This window comes from Clostridium bornimense (genome assembly GCF_018917145.1).
Classification (GTDB): domain Bacteria; phylum Bacillota; class Clostridia; order Clostridiales; family Clostridiaceae; genus Clostridium_AN; species Clostridium_AN bornimense_A.
Genome location: NZ_JAHLOD010000004.1, coordinates 58,959 through 80,541 on the forward strand (window position 1 = coordinate 58,959; position 21,583 = coordinate 80,541).

Here is a 21,583-nt window from a genome sequence, read left to right on the forward strand (position 1 = left end):
AGTTTATTACTCCTTATCTAAAAAGTTAATTTGATTTGAATTTTCTTTTTTATTTTTCTTATATCCTAAATGTTCATAAGCCTTATCTGTAGCTATCCTACCCCTTGGCGTTCTAACAATGAAACCTTTTTGAAGAAGATATGGTTCATATACATCTTCAATAGTACCCAACTCTTCACTTATAAAATAAGATAATGTTTCTACTCCTACTGGTCCACCATTAAAAGATTCTATGATAGCTTTAAGAATTTTATTGTCCACCTTATCAAAGCCTTCACTATCGACTTCCATAAGATTTAATGCTTCCCTCGCACTATCTATATCAATAATACCATCACACTTAACATCTGCATAATCTCTTACTCTTTTCAATAGCCTGTTAGCTATTCTAGGCGTACCTCTACTTCTCTTACCTATCTCCATAGCTGCAGCACTATCCATATCAACATCTAAGATTTCTCCAGACCTCATTATGATTTCTTTTAGTTCATTATCATTATAAAATTCCATAGAGCACATTACTCCAAATCTATCTCTAAGTGGTGCTGTTAAAAGGCCTACTCTAGTAGTTGCACCAATTAAAGTAAATTTAGGCAAATCTATTCTTATTGATTTTGCTGCAGCACCTTTACCTATAACTATATCCAAAGCATAATCTTCCATTGCAGGATATAAGATTTCTTCTACAGATCTATTCAACCTGTGAATTTCATCTATAAAAAGTACGTCATAAGGAGATAATGTTGTCAATATTGCAGCTAAATCACCAGCTCTTTCAATGGCTGGTCCTGATGTTACCTTAAGATTACCACCCATTTCTTTAGCAATAATATTAGCTAATGTTGTCTTTCCAAGCCCTGGAGGTCCATATAACAACACGTGATCTAGCGCTTCATTTCTCTTCTTTGCAGCTTTTATAAAAATAGATAATTTTTCTTTTACCTTTTCTTGACCAATATATTCTGCCAAGTTTTCTGGTCTTAAAGAATACTCTACTTCTTCCCCAATTTTTATATCTGGTGAGATCAATCTATCATCCATCTAAAATCACCTTCAATTCATAAGAAGTTTTAACGCTTCTTTAATAATATTCTCTATAGTCTCAGTAAGAGTAGCCTTTTTAAGTGCCTTTTCTATTTCCTTCTCGCCATATCCTAATGCTAATAAAGCCTCTCTTACTTCTGCAATCTTATTATTATCGATATTATCTACAATTGAAATATCGTCTACAGTAATACCTTCACTTATTTGTTCCTTATATAACTTATCCTTAAGTTCTAATATAATTCTTTGTGCTATCTTCTTACCTATTCCCTGTGCCTTAATTATAAATTTTTCATCACCGGAAACTATTGCATATTTTATATTAGTTACATTACCAATAGATAAAATAGATAATGCTGCCTTAGCACCTACACCATTTATATTTGTAAGGTTATTAAATAATTCTAACTCTTCTTCTGTTATAAATCCATATAATCCAATAAAATCTTCTCTAACTACTTGTTTTAAATAAACAAATACTTCTTGATCTAAGTCTGGAAGAGCTGCCATTGTACTTCCCGATGTAAATATCTTATAACCAATTCCTTGATTCTCTATAATAATATAATCTTTCTTAAACCCTTTATATATTCCTTTTATATATTCGTACAAATTTTTCGTCAAAGACCTCTTTGACTTCCCCCTCTCACATACTTAGTCATTTTATACTTTAACATTGAAATAGTTTTTTATCAAGGGAAGGATTTTAAAAAACAGTAACAATTGACGATTCAATCAGTTCACATTTTCAGTGCACAGTTTGAGAATGAATAGGTAATAGTGAATAGTGTAGGAAACTAAAGCTTACTATATATCCAAAAATGTCTCACTTACAATCTCAGAAATTGCCCAAAGGAAATTTCATAAATCACTGTGCACTTATATATACCTTTGCACTGATAATAAAACAGGTGACTGCCACAAAATTTATTCATTAATATGACATCACCCTATTCTACTAGCAATTATTATGAAATAAATACATGAAGATAATTTCTAATATTATCATCACTATCTTCTTTAATTTGTGCCTTACCTTCTTGTATAGGTCTAAGATCTGAACTTTCTCTTATTTGTAATTTAATATCTGTATTTCGCACAAGCTTTAATTGTCCACTACCATCTACCTTATATACATTAACTAAGCTATTTTCTGTCTTAAGTACATAAGGTCTTTCATATTGATAATGAGTAAAAATCACCTTACCATTTTCTAGAGATGTTACATATAAGTTTTTATTTATAACAAACTCTCTATCGATTAAATTTTCCTTACTTCTCATATTTAAATCTTCAATTTTACCACTATCGTTATATATCTTTATCTTATTTAAATAATTCAACTTCTCTTTTTCTAATACACTAGAAGGTTCTTTTTCTTCAAAATTATCAATTGCTCTTATTGTTACAGTTCTTAATATAACTTCTTCATTATCCTTTACTAATGTATTTGAAAATTCGTTCATGGTTTGTAAAACTTCATCATCATTGTTATTAACAAGGTATACTATAACACTACCTAATGCTACTATAATTAATAGTAATGTTCCAATAATTATATCTCTAATATTAACTTTATTAAATCTTATCTTTGGATATTTATTTAAAGAATTATCACTCATAATACCACTCCTTTTTTAAGTATTATGGACAACAACTCATTTTTTAATCATATTTTTACAAATTTCAAATCTAAATTATCATTATTTTTAAATTTTGATATTTATTAATTCTTACTCTACATGTACTTTTCCTGTACCTCAATATATATCTGTACACTAAAAAAGCTACTACACTCTCTTTTGTGCAGTAGCTCAATTTTACTTAAAATTATCCTTCAAATTCTTCTGGAAATTCTGCGTTGTGATAAACATTAGATACATCATCATCATCTTCTAGTCTATCAACTAACTTTTGTATTTTTGCAGCTGTTTCCATATCTACAGCTGTATAATTATCTGGTATCATAGTAATTTCAGCTGATAAGAATTCTAATCCTTTTGCTTCTAACGCTGTTCTAACAGCTCCAAAATCTTCAACAGATGTTGTTATCTCAAACACATCTCCTTCTGAAGAAAAATCTTCTGCTCCTGCATCTAGTGCAAGCATCATAACTTCATCTTCATCAAGGTCATTCTTTTCAATAACTATTTGACCTTTCTTTTGGAACATCCATGATACACAACCAGTAGCTCCTAAATTTCCATCACATTTTGTAAAGTGTGATCTTACATTACCAGCAGATCTGTTTTTATTATCAGTTAATGCTTCTACTACAAAAGCAACTCCGCCAGCGCCATATCCTTCATATGTAATTTCTTCATAATTAACATTTTCTAATTCTCCAGAGCCTTTCTTTATAGCTCTATTTATTGTATCATTAGGCATATTAGCTGCCTTTGCCTTTGCAATTATGTTAGCAAGCTTAACATTAAGGTCTGGATTAGATCCATCCTTAGCTGCCATAGCTATTTCCTTACCTAACTTAGTAAAAATCTTTCCTCTTGCAGCATCATTCTTTCCTTTTTTAGCCGCTATATTATGCCACTTTGAATGTCCTGACATATTAACCCTCCTATTTTCATAAATTAAAGTATAACAACTTAACTTTAAATCTATATATTATTTTAAACTTATTTATATACCAATTACAAGGTAAATATTATTATACCTCTGGATATAATCTATTTTCCATCTTATAATAGTACATCTCATCATCTTCTCTTATAGCAACTTTACCATTAGTTGCTTCAATGACACTTTTCTTTACCTCTTCTATTATAGCACTTTCAAAATATATTTTTACCTCTACTTCATCAGTAAATACTGAATCCTCTATATGCCAATTATTAGTGCCACAAAGATATTGTATTTTCCCATACAAATCATAACTCAATTTAAAATAAACAGCTCTACCTAAAACTTTCTCAACAGGTTCACCAGCCTCAAGAGCTATAGAAGCTCCATGTGAGTAAGCTCTAACAAGCCCCCCTGTTCCTAATAACACACCACCAAAATATCTAGTTACTACAACAGCTACATTAGTAAGGCCTTTTTTCTTTATACAATCAAGAACAGGAACCCCTGCTGTACCTTGTGGCTCACCATCATCACTATACCTTTGTATCCCCATATTTTCACCAATTATATAAGCGTATACATTATGAGTAGCCTGTTTATGCATAGCCTTTATTTCATCAACAAAAGCCCTGGCTTCCTCCTCTGACTCAACTCTTTTAGCATATCCTATAAATTCAGAACGTTTTTCTTCAAATCTATCTTCACCATATTTTAATATCGTCTTATACAAAAAATATTCCTCCTTTAGCAGTGCTCAGTGAAAATACATTCCTTATTCACTAATAAGTTATATACCGTGCACATCTAATCAATTTTTAAGTTTACTTGTTTTAAATCCAAACTTCCAACTTAACCATGTTATTAAAATTAATAATATCATATAAATATATTTTAATATTGGAATACCTATAAAAACAATACCAACATGAATTACTGCAATAAAATCTGTGACTTGTGCCCTCATACTTGTGCCCTATTTAAATATCCATCACAAGCAGCACAAATCCCCTTATTATTGCTATTCATTCTAATATCTTCAATCTTATCACTATGTTCATCAGGACTTATTGAAGTTAAAGCTTTAATAGCATAGGCAACCACCTGTGGATTTTCATCAGATAGCGCCCTAAGTACTGCTGCTTCTCCTTTTTTACTTCCTATTTTGCTCATAGCAGAAAGAGCCATTCTTTTAACATTAACAAATTTATGTACTGCTCCTTTTATTAGAACATCCATAGCCTCTTCTGCCTTCAACTCTCCAATTATCCATAGTGCTGTTTCTTTCTCTTTTGAATAAAGATTAACATAATTTTTTCTAACAAACTCTATTAATTTATTTTTAATATCTTCATCTAACATATTTAATGCATATATTTTATCATTTTTAGGTGTTTTACAAAGCTTATCTAAAAGTTCTTTAGGATTACTAGCCTTCTCTATTACCTTATATTTCATTTTTCCCTCTATAATGTGACTTTGTATCTCTTCCTTTGGCAACCTTCGTATTGCCATAAGATTTTTTACATTATATCCGTTTAGGAAGAGATAATATGTTATTTCTTCTTCTGAAGCTTCATATAGATTATCTAAATTTATATTAATAAATCCCAAGTTCTTCATATAACTCTTGAAAAACCTCCCTTAAACAAGTAATTCCTTTTTTCATTTCATCTTCCTTTGCACTAGAAAATGATAATCTAAAATACTTATCACCAATTTTATAATTATTATAGAAAAGCACCGCTGGTGTTATCAATACATTTCTTTTCAAACAACTATTAAACAACTTTCTTGAAGATATTCGACTATCTAATATTTCACAATAAATCACTAATCCACCATTAGGTTTATGAAATTTTATATAATCAGATAAATTTTCTTCTAATAATTTTATCATCATATAATACATATCTTTATAATGATTTCTAATTTCTTCTATATATCTTATCCAATGACCCTTACTAATATAATTATCAAGAGTTCTTTGCATAAGCGATGATGTCAAAACATCTGTAGAAATTTTTGAACTTTCCACGGATTCCTTTATTCTTTTAGGTAGTATCATATATCCTAATCTTATACCTGGTGCAAATATTTTTGAAAATGACTTTATATATATAACTCTATCATAGATATCTAATTTCTTTATTGTAATGTATTCCTTCTTGTCATAAATAAGCTCTGACAAATAATCATCTTCGATAATATAAAAGTTATATTTTTCCGCAAGCTTTAACAATTTTTCTTTTTTCTCTTTTGAATAAGAAACCCCTGTAGGATTTTGAAAGTAACTCATAAGGTACATAGCCTTAACCTTATTACCCTTCAAGATCTTCTCAAGTTCCACAAGATTTCCTCCGTCGACCTCCATATCTATTTCTAAAACATTACTCCTTCTAGATGCAAAAGCATACAGTGCACCACCATAAGTTGGCTTTTCAACTACTACTTTATCACCTGGGTTTAAAAGCACCTTAGCAATAACATCTATACCTTGTTGAGCCCCTGACAAAATAAGAATATCTTCTTCCTTAACTTCTCCATTCCAAAACACTTTAGAAATATTACTTCTAAGTCCAGAATATCCTGTAGTGTCATAAGATGTTAATGCATATATTCCATCTCTATCAATTACCTCATTTATACATTCCTTAAACTTTTCAACGGGAAAGTATTCATTATTAAATCCTTCCCCAACAAAATCTATATATGACTTATTAGCTTTATTATTAAACCTATCCTTAATTATTCTTGAGTAATCACTTTTAAAATTTCTAGTTTTTCCTCTTCTCTTACAATAAGTACCTGACCCCATTTTTTGATATGCATATCCAAGTAAAACAATCTTTTTATATGCAGCTACAATAGTATCATTATTAACACCCAATTCTTTAGCATATTTTCTTATCGGTGGTAACTTTTCACCTTCACCTATCTTTTTATCTTCAATAAGACCAATTATATATTCAGACAATTGTATATACTTAGGCTTTTCTTCCTTTTCATTAAATTTAAAAATATATTTATCCATATATAAACTCCACATATAAAACCTCAGGGACTACACAAATTAAAGTTTATAATTTGCAAGTCCCTATTATTAATATAAAACATTGTTATATACTTCTATATATAATAAACATTTTCTTTGAATAAAACTTCACCATTGAATTTATATTCTCTAAAATCTCTTTTAACTATATTCTTATTCCATAACTTATCTAAAATTTCTTCTACCTCAATATTAAAATCTGCAAATAAAGGATCTTTCTTTATCTCTGAAGAAGATAAAAATCTATCCTGTTCTTTTATATAACCTAGTAATAATCTACAAATAGACTTCAAATTCAAATCTACATAATCCCATAAGTAATCTATACATTCATTAATACTTTTGTTAATATCCTCCTTATTATATATAAACTTATCTACATACATCTTGAATTCATCATCTAAATTTATCACCATTGTTAATGCATCTTTGCTTATCATATATCCAGAATAATTTACATATAACTTTGCAAAACTTTCTAAGCACTTATTCATAGAAACATTAGCAATATATGTTGAATTGTTTCCTAATTGCTTTTTACAACTTCCCATACTCTTTAAAAACTCACCTAGATACACAATATTCCATCTTTCCCTGTCTAAGTCTGGATAATATCTTCCATCATCATATCTCTGAGTAATCTCTTTATCCTTTGAAAAAACTAATTTAGATGATGCAAAAATTCTGTGAATAAATCCACCTTTTAAATCTTTCTCATGTAAATTTATAAACTTATCCTTCCCCATTAATTTTATATGAACAGGTACCCCTTTTTCATCAATATGAATATTTTCAATGCCACTAGGTCCATCTTTAGTTATAACAAACAAATCTATATCAGACTCTTCCCAGAGATCCCCTGACACCATTGAACCAAAGACCATAACGCCTATAATATTATTCTTCTCCTTAAGCTTTTCTATTATAGAATTATATGCTTTTTGATATTGTAATATAGTTCTTTCCACAACGGACCCCCCTCTAAAACCAAATAAAAATTCATATATCCTTATTATAATACATATTTAATCATTTTTTAATATAATTTGCAGTTTTATTAAAAACCTCCTCATCCACTGTTGCTACAATTCGTGTACCATATTCTAAATATTCTTCCTCCTCAACAATAGAAGTTCTATGAATATATGAAACTGCACTTGAATCAGTATAAGGAATTAGATATTCCACTTTTCTCATTGTAGATGGTATAACTTCTGTCATTTTCTCCATAAGATCTTCTATATTAATTTCTTTCTTAGCACTTATTTTTACTATAGGTAAGTAATTAAACTTTTCTTCTAACTTCGCAACTTTTTCTTCATCCATTAGGTCTATCTTATTAATAACTAATATTTGAGGTTTATCATTTGCACTTAACTCAACTAATACTTCTTCTACTGCTTCTATTTGATCAAAAACAGCCTGTGAAGATCCATCTACAACATGTAATAGTAAATCTGAGTAAGTTACTTCTTCTAATGTAGACTTAAACGCTGCTACTAAATCATGAGGAAGCTTTCTTACAAATCCAACAGTATCAGTAAGAGCCGCTATTCTTCTATCTTTAAGTTCAATAGCTCTAGTAGTAACATCTAAAGTAGCAAAAAGCATATTTTCTGCAAATACATTCTCTTTATTTAAGGCGCTATCTTTTGCATAATTATTAGCTAATAAGTTTCTTAAAGTAGATTTACCAGCATTTGTATATCCCACTAAAGATATCTTAGGCATATTAGCCTTATTTCTTTTTTCCCTCTGAACAGATCTGTTTTTTCGAATCTTTTCTAATTCTTTATTTAAATCATGTATATTTTCTCTAATCTTTCTTTTATCAATTTCAAGCTTCTTTTCCCCTGGTCCTCTTGTTCCTATACCTGCCCCAGTTCTTGACATAACTACACCTAAACCTAAAAGTCTAGCCGATCTATATTTTAACTGAGCTAATTCTACTTGTATCTTAGCTTCCCTAGTCTTCGCTCTTCTTGCAAATATATCTAAAATTAATGTTGTTCTATCTATAACCTTTGTTCCAATTATAGATTCTAAATTTTTAACTTGTGCTCCTGAAAGCTCATCATCAAAAATTATAACATTAGCATCATAAACTTGTCTTAATAATGCTATTTCTTCAGCTTTTCCACTACCTATAAAAGTAGCTGCTTCTATCTTGTTTTTCTTTTGTAACACTTTATAAACTACTGTAACATTACAAGCAAAAGCAAGTTCTTCTAACTCATCAAGCATTTCTTCACTATCTGTTGATACTAATATGGCTTTTTCTTCTTCAATTTCTTTTATATCACTATTTTTTATTGATTCTTCAATATAATGTACTTTATCTAAATAATCAAATTGTAATACTTCTTCTATTGTATTATTATACTTTTTCTCAACAACTAAATTATTCTCATAGACCCCACAAAATCCTAATGAAATATCCTTAGCTTTTCCATCCTCAACTCCAATTGCTGCCATTACATCTAACTTTAACTTAAGCAATGCAGAAATATCTATAACTGATAAATGTGAATTTCCACTTGGATGAGTATGAATAATTCTAACACCACTAAGTGATTTTTCTTCTATATCTATAACTGGAAGCTCAACACTTTCAGCATTCCCTACTGATATACCTAAAACATCTCCCTTTCTGTTAATAGAAACAGAAACTTCTCTATTTATTAATTCTGTTATTTTACACATAACATTTATAATTTCTTCTGTAATAAATTCTTTTCTTGGAACTTTTATATTATATAATTCCTCTAACTCATTAATGTAGGAATTCTTAATTCCTTCTAAATTTCCATATATCATAAAAAATTTACCTCCTATAAGGTAGTCTTAACATTTTAAATATAATTCTATACTATAAGAATACGATTGTAAATAAATGAATTTTATTAACTAAATTAAATTATTTACAACATTAAATTCAATTATATTCCATAAAAATAAATAGTAACTTTATGGAAGTCACTTTTGAAAATTTGCTAATTTCTACTAATTCAATTTCAAGATATGTTTTTATAATTTTAGAAATATGATATAATTTCTTTATATTGTTCTTTGAGGAGGATAAATAATGAGCAAAAGTGAAAAAAATAACGATAAGTCAAAAAAGAACGTATCGACAAAACCTAACAAAAAATATGATACGAAATCAAATAAAAATACAACTGTTAAAAATACTAATTCAAAAAACTCAACTAATAAAAATACAATTAAAAATAGTAGTACAGGAAAATCAACTTCCAAATCTACTGTTAAAAAAAGTAGTGCTAAGAAGTCAAATACATTTCTTACATTTTTAAAAATTGCTCTTATATCAATATTTATTATTGGTTCAATTAGTGCAATAACATTTTCATTGTATGCTAGTTCAATAATAAGTTCTGCCGCTCCTCTTAATGTTGATGATATTGTAACTATCGGAGAACCATCTACTTATTATTCTGATAACAATACTGAAATTGGTAGTGTAGCTACTGTAACCAAAACAAAATTGGTAGCTTATGATGATATGCCTCAATATCTTAAAGATGCTATTGTTTCAATTGAAGACGAACGTTTCTATAAACATAGTGGTATTGATATAAAAAGATTAGCAGGAGCTGCCATAAATAATTTAAAATCAAAGTTAACAGGTAGTGGTGGTAGACAAGGTGGATCTACCCTTACTCAACAACTTATAAAAAATAAGTTATTTATGGATGATGCATTAAATAATAGAAATGAGATTACAAGAAAAGTTCTAGAAATATATTATTCTATTAAATTAGAAGATGTATTAAATAAAGATTCAATTCTTGAAGCTTATTTAAATACAGTAAACTTCGGAGGTCAAAATGTAGGTGTCGGTATTGCTGCTGAAAGTTACTTTACAAAGGAAGTAAAAGACCTTTCATTATTAGAATGTGCTTTTCTAGCTGGTATGCCACAGAGTCCTGGTTCAAATTATCCATTTAATGAAGGCTTTGAAGATATGGCTATCAATGATAGACCTTATATAAAAAGAACAAAATTAGTTCTTATGAAAATGAAAGAGCTTAACAAGATAAACGATGAAGAATATAATACTGCTATGAATCAATTAACTACTGAAGGTATACCTTTTAACCAAAGTGCTAGTACAAGTAATAATAGACAACATTACGAATTTTTCATCCGTCCTGTTGAAGAACAAGTAAGAAAAGATTTGAAAAAGAAATATAACTATGATGATGATTATATTGATAATCTTTTAGCTACTGGTTCTTTAGAAATATACACAACTATGAATAAAGACTTACAAGATGCTGCACAAGATATCGTTGATAATCCTAATAGTTATTATCCACTTAGAGGTATAAACTTTTATGTAGATAATAATGGTATATCTCAACCTCAAATTGGTGGTAGTGTTATAGATTATACTACTGGAGAAGTAAAAGTTATTATTGGTGGAAGAAATATTGAAGACATGCCCCCTTTAAGTATTAATAGAGCTATGACAAATATGCAAACTGGTTCTTCAGCAAAACCATTAACAGGTTATGCACCTGCTATAGAAGAAGGCATTATAAATGCTGGTTCAACACTTAAAGATACTGCTCTTACTGATAGTGAATTAAAATCTACTGGATATACAGAAACTCCTGTTAACTGGTATACAAAACAACGTGGAAATTATGGTCAATTAACAGTTAGGCAAGCAATTAGAACTTCTTCAAACTTAACTGTTATAAGAGCAGTAGATAAATTAGGTATTGAAAAATCCTTCGAATATGGTCAAAAATTAGGTCTTGATTTAAATGAAAGCGATAAAGCAGTAGCTGCATTAGCTTTAGGTGAACAAACATATGGTACTACTCCATTAAAAATGGCTGCTGCATTTGGTACCTTTGGAAATCAAGGTATGTATACAGAACCAAGATTATATACAAAAGTAGTTGATAGAAACGGAGCAACTATACTAGAATCTTCAACTAACTCACACAAAGTATTTTCACCTGAAACTGCTTTTATAACTTATGACTTACTAAAAGCTCCACTAACTTCTGGAGGTAAAGTTACTCCTACTGGTACAGCGGCAAACTTTAGAAGTGATTTAAATCTTGCTGGTAAAACTGGTACTTCTGAACAATCTAGAGTACTTACTTTTGCAGGATTAAGCCCTTACTATAGTGGATCATTATTCTTATATTATGACGATCAAAGTGGAAATAACTTTAATTCTGCTAGTTCAAGTTCAATCTCCAATGCTTGGGGGCTTATTATGAAAAAAGTTCACGAAAATTTACCTGGAAAGTCAATAGCTCAACCTTCAGATATTGTATCAGCATATATTTGTGAAGAAAGTGGCTTATTAGCAGGTAAAAATTGCAGTTATGGTTATACAGAATATTTTGTAAAAGGAACACAACCAACAAAATACTGTTCTTCACATAAAACAAAATATTATGAAACAGACAAAGATAAAGACAAAGATAAAGATACTGATAAAAACAAAGATACTGATACTAATAAAGACACTACTGATACAAATACTGATACAAATACTGATACTAGTAAAGATACTACTAACACTAACACTAATACTACTAATACTGATGATAAAAATAATATATCTAATAATGAGAAAAATGATACAACATCTAACGCACCTAACTCTAGTCAAATACCTGCAAATTAACTAAAAAAGTGTTGTAGAATAGTTAAACTATTCTACAACACTTTTTTATGTTTATCTAATATATACCTTACTGCTTTCATAAGTACCGGTGATCCTAATGAAATATCGTCTTTTCCGTGCATCTTTCCTACATCTCCAATGCCAACTATTATTGGTCTAACTTTAAATTGTTCTATAACATTTATGGTATCACCATAAAAATTTTTATCTTTCTGCTCATTACCATATTTATCAACAGCTTTATCACTAATTTTTAAGTTTTTTGTTACAGATACATCTACTTTTATTGGTGATCCACTAAAAGTATTTGATGCAACAGCAACTATTCCAATCACTTCAATGTCATCATTAATTAATAAATGAATAAGATTTTCCTCTCCTCTTCCATAACCTCTAGAACCTTTATCATCTACCATAACAAGAACCGGTTCTAGTGGTGCTTCATTTATATAACTTATCAATGTATCACTATCTATATGAGAAGGGTTTCCTGCTGATAGAGAAATACATCTACCACCAATTTCTCTAGCACAAAACTCCACAGAACGTCTTGCTACATTGTCACCATCAGTTATAATTATTACTTTCTTCATAATTATTTCTTTGTTTTTGCATTAAAAATTAGTGACATAAGATATCCAAATACTATAGCTGCAGTTATTCCTCCTGCGGTGCTAGTTATTCCTCCTGTAAAAGCTCCAATTAATCCATTTTCATTTACTGCTTTTATAGCACCTTTCGCCAAAGAATATCCAAACCCAGGTAAAGGAATTGTAGCTCCTGCTCCACCAATATCAATAATATAATCATATATATTTAATGCACCTAAAAATACACCTGCTGTAACAAAAGCAACAAGAATTACCCCAGGCGTCAAATTTGCCACATCCATTAATATCTGACCTATTACACATATAAGCCCACCAATTATAAATGCCCATAAATAATCCATATATCTATCACTCCATTTCTAAAGCAACTGCATGAGCAATTCCAGGTATTGATTCACCTTGTAAACTAGATGTAGTACTCATAAGTGCACCTGTTGACATAATTAATACTTTTTTAAACTTCTTTTTAAGCATTTCTTTATATATATATCCACAATCAACTACAGCTGAACATCCACATCCGCTACCACCAGCACAAACAGTATTATCCTTAATAAAAATTTGATCTCCACAATCAATATAATTTTTAGAAATATCATATCCATATTCCTTCATAAGCTTTACCATTAAGTCTCCACCTACGGATCCTAAATCTCCAGTAGCAATTAAATCATAATCACTAGGATTTTTTCCTGTATCTTCAAAATGAGCTTTTAACGTATCTACTGCCGCCGGTACCATTGCCGCTCCCATATTATTAACATCTGTTATATCATAGTCTTTTACTTTTCCTGTCGTAACAAAGGTAACCACTGGTTTTCCTTTAGTTTTCTTATTACTAACTAACATAGCTCCTGATCCTGTTACTGTCCATTGTGAAGTAACCTTTCTTTGAGCTCCATATTCTAGCGGAAATCTAAATTGCCTTTCAGATGAAGAAAAATGTGATGATGTAGTTGCAATAGCATTAACAGCAAATCCTGCCTCCACCATTAAACTTGCTAACGATAAAGATTCTGTCATAGTAGAACATGCACCATATAAACCAAAAAAGGGAATATCTATATCTCTTATAGCAAAATGTGATGCTGTAAGTTGATTTAACAAGTCCCCACCAAAAATATAATTTATATCTTTATCTTCTATTTGAGCTTTACTTATTGTTTCTACAATAGCTCTATTCATCATAGAAGATTCAGCCTTTTCAAAACTATCTTGCCCATTAGTATCATCAGTTAGAATTATGTCAAAATAATCTGCTAATGGTCCATTACCTTCCTTAGGTCCTACAACAGATGTTGTAACTTCTATAGAAGGTTTCAACTCCATTTGTATAGTTTGATTTCCTATTCTCTTTCCCATCTTTTATCCTCCAATGAAATAATAAATTATTCCTACTATTACTGATGCACTTATTCCATAAACTAGAACAGGACCAGCAATTGTAAACATCTTCGATGCTACACCAAATACATATCCTTCCTTCTTGAATTCTATAGCTGGAGACACTATAGCATTGGCAAACCCTGTTATTGGAACTACAGTCCCTGCACCTCCAAAAGTTGCAAACTTATCATAAATTCCTATTCCAGTAAGAAGAGCCCCCAAAAATACCATAACCATTGGTGTGATACTAGCTATATCCTCAGTAGAGAACTTTAGATACTCCAAAAAATTCATAATCCCTTGAGCAATAACACAAATAATTCCTCCAACTATAAAAGCAAATATACAGTTTTTAATTAAATGTGGTTTAGGCTTATCAGTTTCGCTTAGATCCTTAAAAACCTGCTTTATTTGCTCCTCTTTAGCCTTCATAAAATCACCTCCTGTTTTAGTATTTTCAAAAGAATATTTTTAATACACGATTTTTCTCTCATAAATATAATAAAAAGAACCATTGTCGATAAATTTTCACTTATCATACAACAGTTCCTTCATAATTATAAATATAAATTTATGATTTTCTATTTCACATCATTTCTTTTTCTTCTTTTTTTCTTTATACGCTTCTTCGTTAAAATTATCTCTCATAACTTTAAGAACCTTCTTCTCTATTCTTGATACTTGAACTTGGCTTATTCCAAGTAATTTCGCTACTTCACTTTGTGTTCTATCTTTAAAATATCTTAATACTATTATCTGTCTTGATTTATCATCAAGATTTCTAAGTGCCTCTTTTAATGCTATCTTATCAGTTAGTTCTTCATATTCTGAACCACTTTCACTTAATTTATCTATTAGTAACACAGGAGAACCATCATCATGATGAATTATATCATATAAATAATTGATACTGTTCATAGATTCTGTTGCCATAATAACTTCATCCACTTCTATATCGCATCTTTCTGCAATTTCTTCAATGGTGGGGTCTCTTTTTAATTCATTTACTAACTCTTCTCTACAAAAGTGAACCTTCTTTCCTATTGTCTTCAAATTTCTACTTACTTTAATCATTCCATCATCTCTTAAGAATCTTTTAATTTCTCCCATAATCATAGGGACAGCATAAGTAGAAAACTTTACATTGAAGTCTGGATTGAAATTTTGTACAGCTTTCACTAATCCTAACGAACCTATCTGAAAAATATCATCATATTCATATCCTCTATTAAGGAACTTCTTAGAGATAGCATTAACTAATGGCAAGTTTTTTTCTATTATCATATTTAAAGCCTCACTATCTCCTTCTTGAACCTTTCTTATAAGTTCTACATTCATCTCATATTTATTATCTTTTAACTCCTTAGAGGTTGCTCCCTTTTCCGTAATACTCCCTCCCTTCCCTAGCTTAATAAAAACTATATAGTTTTCCTAAGTGTTATTACTGTTCCTTGTCCTTCTCTAGATGAAACATCCATTTCATCCATAAAAGTTTCCATAAGAGTAAATCCCATTCCTGACCTTTCAAGATCTGGTCTAGATGTATATAAAGGCTCCTTAGCTTCCTCAATATTTTTTATTCCAACTCCATTATCAATTATCTTTATAGTTAATGTATTATCATCTAACTCACATTCAATATAAACTTCCTCATCATCTCTTCCTTCATATCCATGAATAATAGCATTAGTTACTCCCTCTGATACCGCTGTTTTTATATCATTTATTACATCTAGAGTTGGATCTAATTGAGAAACAAATGCAGCCACTGCTACCCTAGCAAAAGCCTCATTCTCAGACTTACTAAGAAACTGAATTTTCATTGAATTTTTCATTTTTTACCCCCCTAAACTATTTTCTCTAAAGCATCTTCATCACTTGAATAATAAGGTATTATCTTAAACAATCCAGATATATCAAAAATTCTTTTAATTTTATCACTTAGACAAGTTATACAAGTAATACCACCTTTTCTTTGAACCTTTTTATATCTTCCTATAATAACACCTATTCCTGAACTATCCATAAAAGATACCTTACTAAAATTGAAAATAAGATTTTTGAATCCCTTATCCATAGTTAAATCTATTTCTTCTCTTATTTTCTCTGCACTATGATGATCTAATTCACCACTTAAATTTACAATAAGTGTATGACCATTTCTTTTGAATTCTACATTCATCTTCCCACCCCTAATAATATAATTCACAATTCTCAATTCACAATTCTCAATTCACAATTTACTTGAAATTTTTTTAAATTTCTTTAATTTTATAACTTAGTATTCTAATTTTTATCTCTTATATATCCATAATTAAGTATTATGTATTCTAGATATAAAAATATATACTTTGCTTATGAATTAACAATTACGAATTAGTATATTCTTTATTATAATACAATTTCCTTTTATTTCCAAATAGAATTTTTATTTATATATATTATTACCCATTTTTTTATAAAATATACATAGTCATTGTACAGCATTCATGTATTAGAATTTTATAAAAAAATAAAAAGGTATAGATAAAATCACCAAACCTACTCCTAACGCCAACCAATCATTTCTTGAATAAGATAATGCAAAACTTATTATACCTAAAAATATTTTCATAAACTTTGTGAAATTTCTTTTAATATTAAGCTATATTTTATTTACTCACCATTCTTATTTATATTAATTATATTTTAATTTGAAAAATGCAAGAAATATCAATATAATATTAATTATGTCATATTTATACATTGGAAGGATATATGTGTCAAAAATTAGTGTTATAGTACCAGTCTTTAATGTAGAAAACTACATAGCTAAATGTCTTGATTCACTAATTAATCAAACTTTAGATAATATTGAAATTATAGTAGTAAATGATGGTTCAACAGATAATAGCCAAAAAATAATAAGTTAATATATAACTAACAATAGACACAATAAAAAAATAATACCTTTAATAAAAGAACATGGTGGCATGAGTGACGCTCGAAATTATGGTTTATCCTATGCCACTGGTGAATATATTTCATTTATAGATGGTGATGATTATGTTGAAAACAATATGCTTGATGTAATGTATAATAAAGCTAAAGAAGCTGATTATGATGTAGTTTACTGTAATGTTGACATAGTATATCCAAATAAAAATTTATCTATTCAAGCTGAATTAGAAAAGGATCTTAATAGTCTAACTTTAGATGATAAAAATAAACTTATATTATATTGCTATCCTGTTGTTTGGAACAAAATATATAAAAAATCTTTATTATTAAAAAAGAAATATGAAGATGATGGATTATTTAAAAAAGGAGTTTGGTTTGAAGATGTACGAATGATTTATAAGTTAATTCCTGATATTACAAGTGCTGCTATAGTTCCTGATGAATTTTATCATTATATTCAAAGACCAAACTCCATAACTCATACCTATACTTGTAAACTCTATGATATTTTAATCAATTTAGAAAATATAATTGAATATTATAAAGTTGAAGAAATCTATAATGATTACAAAGATGTGTTAGAATATATTTACATGAAATATTTATATGCTACCTTCATAAAAAGATTAGCCAAATACAAGGATAAAGATTTATTTATGAAAGGTTTTACCCAATGTACAAGAAAAGTAAAAGGAAATTATCCTAACTTTAGAAAAAATAAATATTTAAAAGGTATGCTTCCTAAGAATTTATACTTAAAATATTTTAATAGATTTTTTGCTAATCTAGTATTCCTAAGAGAAAAAAACTCTATGAATTAATTAACATTAAATTATTCAAACTCCTAAACTTATCAAAGTCATATAAAAACTATAATAACTAAGTTCCATGAGAATTTTAAGTGGAAGTGTCGCATTAACAAATGAAAAGTTGTTAGCGATACCTCCTTTTATTATGAAGGATACTATCTCATTCTATACACAAAATTATTGCACTTAAAATCTCAGAAATTCCCCAAAGGGGATTTCATCCATCACTGTGCACTGTGAACTGACACCTGTGCACTGATATTCTATTTTAATAAAAAACTGCCGCACTTTAATCTGACTTCTTTGTGCGACAGTCCCGTTTTTTAAACGTACTAAATAGCAATGTTATTCATTGCCACTACTACTATTCCATCATAAACTTAGTTGAAAGACCACCATCTAAAACTTTTCTTGCAAGTTCTTTAGCTCCTTCTAATGAATGCTCTTTGTAGCTACCACATTGAACTTCATTAGCTGCTGGTATATCTTCTGCTTCTAAAACCTTGTTTAATCCATATTTTAATGCTTCTAAAACTTCTTCTGGCTCTACTTCACCCCATACTGTTAAATAGAATCCTGTTCTGCATCCCATTGGAGATAAATCTATAATATTCTCCATCTTGTCTCTCATATTTTCAGCTAATAAGTGTTCCATAGTATGAACAGCTCTCATATCCATTAACTCTTTGTTTGGTTGTACAAATCTTAAATCAAATTTAGAAACTACATCACCTTTGCTTCCTTTAAGTACACAACATCTTCTAACAAACGGTGCTCTAACTTTTGTATGATCTAATGAAAAACTTTCTACTTTATACATATATGTCATCTCCTTTATTATATAATAACATTTTCTTTAATTATATTCACTTCTCTATCTGTAAAATTGAAAAACTTATATAAATCTTCTTCCTTTTCAAAATCAAATTCTGTGGGGATACAAAGCTTCATAAGATTATTAGGATAATATTCATATAAATTTTCTCCTAATTTCTTTCCAAAGGATTTGAAATAAAATTCATATACATCAGAATTTAAAATTTTTAATAAATAATCATATGAAAAAGGTCTATCAGTATTTAAAATTAGTGCATATACATCCGCTGAAAAGAAACTACCCTTATCTAAAGCAAATCTATTAGAAGAACTTTTATAAGGCAATACTATCTTTTTGCTCTCAAAGATATTTTTATTTCTTCCCCATTGAAGATGATACCACTGTCTCATCCCCTTTTTCGTTTCTCTTCTATTTAAAAGCTTATCCTTATTTCTCTCTATAAATGATATAGCACCTCTATATTTTTCTACATTATCTATATCATCACCATATATAATATACTTTTTTGTATCTTTTAATGAATACTTATTTATATCTGAACTCTTTATCCATGGATGAATTAATTCTCTCTCAATAGAATACTCTTCTATATCACCATCTGTAACTACAAATGATTTATCACAACCAGTAATTATCCCTTGATAAGAATTACATATGTTACCTAAAGAACAAAATGATTTGTTTTCTATTTTGTTAATTATATTCATTTCTTCTTCACTTCTTAAAATCCAGCTTTTATCATTAAGCCATAAACTATTAACCTTGAAATTCTTAACTCTATTCTCATCATATAGATTATTTATAACGCTTATATTTTTAGCTATCTTCTTAGGTTTAAATACATCTATTTCATATACTCTTTCTTTAGAATTCTCTAAAAATATAATAACAGGATCCACTCCAATACCTTTAAAAGGTCTCACACCATAATAATCTATTATCTTATATATTTTGCAAAATTCCTTTAAAGTCTTACGAAGTTCTTCTCCTGATGGTGATTCTAAAAAATATCTCGATGTTATAAATGTTAATCTTCCATTAGTATTTAATGACTCAATTCCCTTATGAAAGAAGCAATAAGATAAATCACCTTTATCTATATACACATTTTTATAAGCTTCTTTTAATTTTTTAGAGTATTCTTTATCAATAGATTTAATCCCCACATATGGAGGATTTCCTAATATATAATCAAACTTCTCTTCATTTGAAAATAAATAATCCACAGCTTTAAAATTTTCCCTGTTGATAAATCCAGAAATTGTGAATAAATCAATAATTAATGATTTTATAGCTATGTCATCTATATCGTATCCATATAAATTATTACTAATTATATGCTCATCTATATTTTTAATGTTAAATTTCTCTAATACTTCATTATTATTAAGAAATAATTCTTTTAGATATTTATATGTAGAGATAATTAATCTCCCACCACCACAAGAAGGATCTACTATTTTCACAAATGGGTTTTTTAATATTTCATCATCTCTTAATGTCTCCATAACTATATAATCAGCTATATCTTCTGGTGTATATACTACTCCTCTAGTTTTTTCACCTTTTACATAACTTATATAATAGCTATCTGAGAAAGTCACATCACCTAAATTAAATTTACGCCTAAAATTCTCTATAGCTATGTCTTTGTAATAATTATGAATATCTTTGTTAATAATAATATCAAATAAATTTTTAATTTCAAGAATATAGTTATCCATTGCTCCTCCTTAGTGATGAAATACCTACGCAACACAAAACATTATAACTTAAATATGATGAAAAATAAAGAATGGAGTGTTATTATGAAAAAATCACTTATATCTCTTCTCATTGCAACGACTACTGTAACATCAATGCTATGTAGCTTTCATCCATACATATGCAATGCAAAAACAACTTTAACTACAGAAGCCCCTTCTGTAAATTGTAATTCTTTAAGTAGAAAGAAAATCGGATTCGGTATAAAACATTGCAAGAATGGTGAAATTCCTTGCGCAGGAAGTGAAATAGATAATCTTTTTAATAAATATGATGGTCATTATCTTGGAAAAACTGACGGTAAAAATTTATATTTGACTTTCGATAGTGGTTATGAAAATGGTTATACAGAAAAAATATTAGATGCTCTAAAAAATAATAATGTAAAAGCAGCATTTTTTGTTACTACACCATATATGAAAGAAAATCCTAATATAATAAAAAGAATGGTACAAGAAGGACATATTGTTGGTAATCATACTACAACCCATCCATCTATGCCTACTGTAACTGACTTTTCTAAATTTGAAAAAGAATTAGTTACAAATTCAGAAACCTATAAAGAAATAACAGGCCAAGAGATGCCTAAATACTTTAGACCACCAATGGGTGAATTCTCTGAACTCTCATTATACTATACAACTAAATTAGGTTATAAGAGTATGCTTTGGAGCTTTGCATATAAAGACTGGGATAATAATAAACAAATGGATCCATCAGTAGCAAAGAAAATAATAAAAGAATGTCTCCATAACGGTGAAGTATTCTTGCTTCATTCTGTATCAAAGACTAATGCAGAAATATTAGATTCTGTACTAAAAGATTTACAAGCCGAAGGTTACACCTTCCACACTCTTGATGAAATGTAAAAAGGATGCTCTAAAA

At 28.9% G+C, this 21,583-nt stretch carries 21 protein-coding genes and 1 pseudogene; 3 read left to right on the forward strand and 19 right to left on the reverse strand.

Annotation, left to right across the window (positions count from 1 at the left end; all coding sequences use genetic code 11):
• Positions 1–6 precede the first annotated feature (6 nt).
• From ruvB to hflX, 10 genes are all read right to left on the reverse strand, one after another.
• The gene (ruvB, locus tag KQI30_RS02405; protein WP_216461564.1) at positions 7–1,041 is read right to left on the reverse strand and encodes a Holliday junction branch migration DNA helicase RuvB; all 1,035 of its coding nucleotides are present in this window, start codon (positions 1,039–1,041) and stop codon (positions 7–9) included.
• Positions 1,042–1,053: 12 nt separating this feature from the next.
• A complete protein-coding gene (gene ruvA / locus KQI30_RS02410) occupies positions 1,054–1,656 on the reverse strand; it encodes a Holliday junction branch migration protein RuvA (protein WP_216461615.1) in 603 nt (200 codons plus the stop codon).
• A gap of 356 nt (positions 1,657–2,012) precedes the next feature.
• Positions 2,013–2,666, reverse strand: a complete 654-nt coding sequence (locus KQI30_RS02415) for a hypothetical protein (protein ID WP_216461565.1) — start codon at positions 2,664–2,666, stop codon at positions 2,013–2,015.
• 208 nt (positions 2,667–2,874) lie between these two features.
• Complete coding sequence (locus KQI30_RS02420) at positions 2,875–3,609, reverse strand: YebC/PmpR family DNA-binding transcriptional regulator (protein ID WP_216461566.1); 735 nt, start codon at positions 3,607–3,609, stop codon at positions 2,875–2,877.
• Between the two features lie 100 nt (positions 3,610–3,709).
• A complete protein-coding gene (locus KQI30_RS02425; RefSeq protein WP_216461567.1) occupies positions 3,710–4,354 on the reverse strand; it encodes a YigZ family protein in 645 nt (214 codons plus the stop codon).
• A 78-nt stretch (positions 4,355–4,432) separates the two neighbouring features.
• Entirely contained in the window at positions 4,433–4,588 is a 156-nt protein-coding gene (locus KQI30_RS02430) for a hypothetical protein (protein ID WP_216461568.1), read from the reverse strand.
• The gene (locus tag KQI30_RS02435; RefSeq protein ID WP_216461569.1) at positions 4,585–5,244 is read right to left on the reverse strand and encodes a HEAT repeat domain-containing protein; all 660 of its coding nucleotides are present in this window, start codon (positions 5,242–5,244) and stop codon (positions 4,585–4,587) included. The genes KQI30_RS02430 and KQI30_RS02435 overlap by 4 nt, the downstream gene beginning before the upstream one ends.
• Entirely contained in the window at positions 5,222–6,655 is a 1,434-nt protein-coding gene (locus tag KQI30_RS02440) for a PLP-dependent aminotransferase family protein (protein WP_216461570.1), read from the reverse strand. The genes KQI30_RS02435 and KQI30_RS02440 overlap by 23 nt, the downstream gene beginning before the upstream one ends.
• 95 nt (positions 6,656–6,750) lie before the next feature.
• On the reverse strand, positions 6,751–7,644 hold the full coding sequence (locus tag KQI30_RS02445; RefSeq protein WP_216461571.1) for a nucleotidyltransferase domain-containing protein: 894 nt from the start codon (positions 7,642–7,644) through the stop codon (positions 6,751–6,753).
• 61 nt (positions 7,645–7,705) lie between these two features.
• Positions 7,706–9,493, reverse strand: coding sequence for a GTPase HflX (gene hflX / locus KQI30_RS02450; protein WP_216461572.1), 1,788 nt, complete (start codon positions 9,491–9,493; stop codon positions 7,706–7,708).
• A gap of 268 nt (positions 9,494–9,761) precedes the next feature.
• Here hflX and KQI30_RS02455 point away from each other — a divergent pair, with 268 nt between their 5' ends.
• Entirely contained in the window at positions 9,762–12,350 is a 2,589-nt protein-coding gene (locus KQI30_RS02455) for a transglycosylase domain-containing protein (RefSeq protein WP_216461573.1), read from the forward strand.
• Between the two features lie 32 nt (positions 12,351–12,382).
• Here KQI30_RS02455 and KQI30_RS02460 read toward each other — a convergent pair whose 3' ends face one another.
• The 7 genes from KQI30_RS02460 to spoIIAA form a co-directional block, all read right to left on the reverse strand.
• Positions 12,383–12,943: a stage V sporulation protein AE gene (locus KQI30_RS02460; RefSeq protein ID WP_253287348.1), complete on the reverse strand. Its 561-nt coding sequence runs from the start codon at positions 12,941–12,943 to the stop codon at positions 12,383–12,385.
• Between the two features lie 2 nt (positions 12,944–12,945).
• Positions 12,946–13,302 carry a stage V sporulation protein AE gene (spoVAE, locus tag KQI30_RS02465; protein WP_216461574.1) on the reverse strand — a complete coding sequence of 119 codons (357 nt, stop codon included), beginning with the start codon at positions 13,300–13,302 and terminating at the stop codon, positions 12,946–12,948.
• A gap of 7 nt (positions 13,303–13,309) precedes the next feature.
• A complete protein-coding gene (spoVAD, locus tag KQI30_RS02470) occupies positions 13,310–14,323 on the reverse strand; it encodes a stage V sporulation protein AD (protein WP_216461575.1) in 1,014 nt (337 codons plus the stop codon).
• Between the two features lie 3 nt (positions 14,324–14,326).
• Entirely contained in the window at positions 14,327–14,779 is a 453-nt protein-coding gene (gene spoVAC, locus KQI30_RS02475) for a stage V sporulation protein AC (RefSeq protein WP_216461576.1), read from the reverse strand.
• Between the two features lie 159 nt (positions 14,780–14,938).
• Entirely contained in the window at positions 14,939–15,736 is a 798-nt protein-coding gene (gene sigF / locus KQI30_RS02480) for an RNA polymerase sporulation sigma factor SigF (protein ID WP_216461617.1), read from the reverse strand.
• A 29-nt stretch (positions 15,737–15,765) separates the two neighbouring features.
• On the reverse strand, positions 15,766–16,182 hold the full coding sequence (gene spoIIAB, locus KQI30_RS02485) for an anti-sigma F factor (RefSeq protein WP_216461577.1): 417 nt from the start codon (positions 16,180–16,182) through the stop codon (positions 15,766–15,768).
• Positions 16,183–16,193: 11 nt separating this feature from the next.
• Positions 16,194–16,529, reverse strand: a complete 336-nt coding sequence (gene spoIIAA / locus KQI30_RS02490; protein ID WP_216461578.1) for an anti-sigma F factor antagonist — start codon at positions 16,527–16,529, stop codon at positions 16,194–16,196.
• Positions 16,530–17,106: 577 nt separating this feature from the next.
• On the opposite strand from spoIIAA, the pseudogene KQI30_RS02500 reads away from it, so the two are divergent.
• A pseudogene (locus KQI30_RS02500) lies at positions 17,107–18,108 on the forward strand (glycosyltransferase family 2 protein).
• A 352-nt stretch (positions 18,109–18,460) separates the two neighbouring features.
• Here the strand turns inward: KQI30_RS02500 and KQI30_RS02505 are convergent.
• The gene (locus KQI30_RS02505; protein ID WP_216461581.1) at positions 18,461–18,916 is read right to left on the reverse strand and encodes an S-ribosylhomocysteine lyase; all 456 of its coding nucleotides are present in this window, start codon (positions 18,914–18,916) and stop codon (positions 18,461–18,463) included.
• Between the two features lie 17 nt (positions 18,917–18,933).
• On the reverse strand, positions 18,934–20,658 hold the full coding sequence (locus KQI30_RS02510; RefSeq protein WP_216461582.1) for an Eco57I restriction-modification methylase domain-containing protein: 1,725 nt from the start codon (positions 20,656–20,658) through the stop codon (positions 18,934–18,936).
• A gap of 84 nt (positions 20,659–20,742) precedes the next feature.
• Here KQI30_RS02510 and pdaA point away from each other — a divergent pair, with 84 nt between their 5' ends.
• On the forward strand, positions 20,743–21,567 hold the full coding sequence (gene pdaA / locus KQI30_RS02515) for a delta-lactam-biosynthetic de-N-acetylase (protein ID WP_216461583.1): 825 nt from the start codon (positions 20,743–20,745) through the stop codon (positions 21,565–21,567).
• Positions 21,568–21,583 lie beyond the last annotated feature (16 nt).

Coding starts and splice junctions, on each gene's coding strand:
- KQI30_RS02460 (WP_253287348.1), bottom strand. CDS start 12,943: ATGAAGAAAGTAATAATTATAACTGATGGTGACAATGTAGCAAGACGT.
- hflX (WP_216461572.1), bottom strand. CDS start 9,493: ATGATATATGGAAATTTAGAAGGAATTAAGAATTCCTACATTAATGAG.
- KQI30_RS02510 (WP_216461582.1), bottom strand. CDS start 20,658: ATGGATAACTATATTCTTGAAATTAAAAATTTATTTGATATTATTATT.
- spoIIAB (WP_216461577.1), bottom strand. CDS start 16,182: ATGAAAAATTCAATGAAAATTCAGTTTCTTAGTAAGTCTGAGAATGAG.
- KQI30_RS02455 (WP_216461573.1), top strand. CDS start 9,762: ATGAGCAAAAGTGAAAAAAATAACGATAAGTCAAAAAAGAACGTATCG.
- spoVAC (WP_216461576.1), bottom strand. CDS start 14,779: ATGAAGGCTAAAGAGGAGCAAATAAAGCAGGTTTTTAAGGATCTAAGC.
- ruvB (WP_216461564.1), bottom strand. CDS start 1,041: ATGGATGATAGATTGATCTCACCAGATATAAAAATTGGGGAAGAAGTA.
- spoVAE (WP_216461574.1), bottom strand. CDS start 13,302: ATGGATTATTTATGGGCATTTATAATTGGTGGGCTTATATGTGTAATA.
- KQI30_RS02420 (WP_216461566.1), bottom strand. CDS start 3,609: ATGTCAGGACATTCAAAGTGGCATAATATAGCGGCTAAAAAAGGAAAG.
- spoIIAA (WP_216461578.1), bottom strand. CDS start 16,529: ATGAATGTAGAATTCAAAAGAAATGGTCATACACTTATTGTAAATTTA.
- KQI30_RS02505 (WP_216461581.1), bottom strand. CDS start 18,916: ATGTATAAAGTAGAAAGTTTTTCATTAGATCATACAAAAGTTAGAGCA.
- pdaA (WP_216461583.1), top strand. CDS start 20,743: ATGAAAAAATCACTTATATCTCTTCTCATTGCAACGACTACTGTAACA.
- KQI30_RS02430 (WP_216461568.1), bottom strand. CDS start 4,588: ATGAGGGCACAAGTCACAGATTTTATTGCAGTAATTCATGTTGGTATT.
- spoVAD (WP_216461575.1), bottom strand. CDS start 14,323: ATGGGAAAGAGAATAGGAAATCAAACTATACAAATGGAGTTGAAACCT.
- KQI30_RS02440 (WP_216461570.1), bottom strand. CDS start 6,655: ATGGATAAATATATTTTTAAATTTAATGAAAAGGAAGAAAAGCCTAAG.
- KQI30_RS02435 (WP_216461569.1), bottom strand. CDS start 5,244: ATGAAGAACTTGGGATTTATTAATATAAATTTAGATAATCTATATGAA.
- KQI30_RS02415 (WP_216461565.1), bottom strand. CDS start 2,666: ATGAGTGATAATTCTTTAAATAAATATCCAAAGATAAGATTTAATAAA.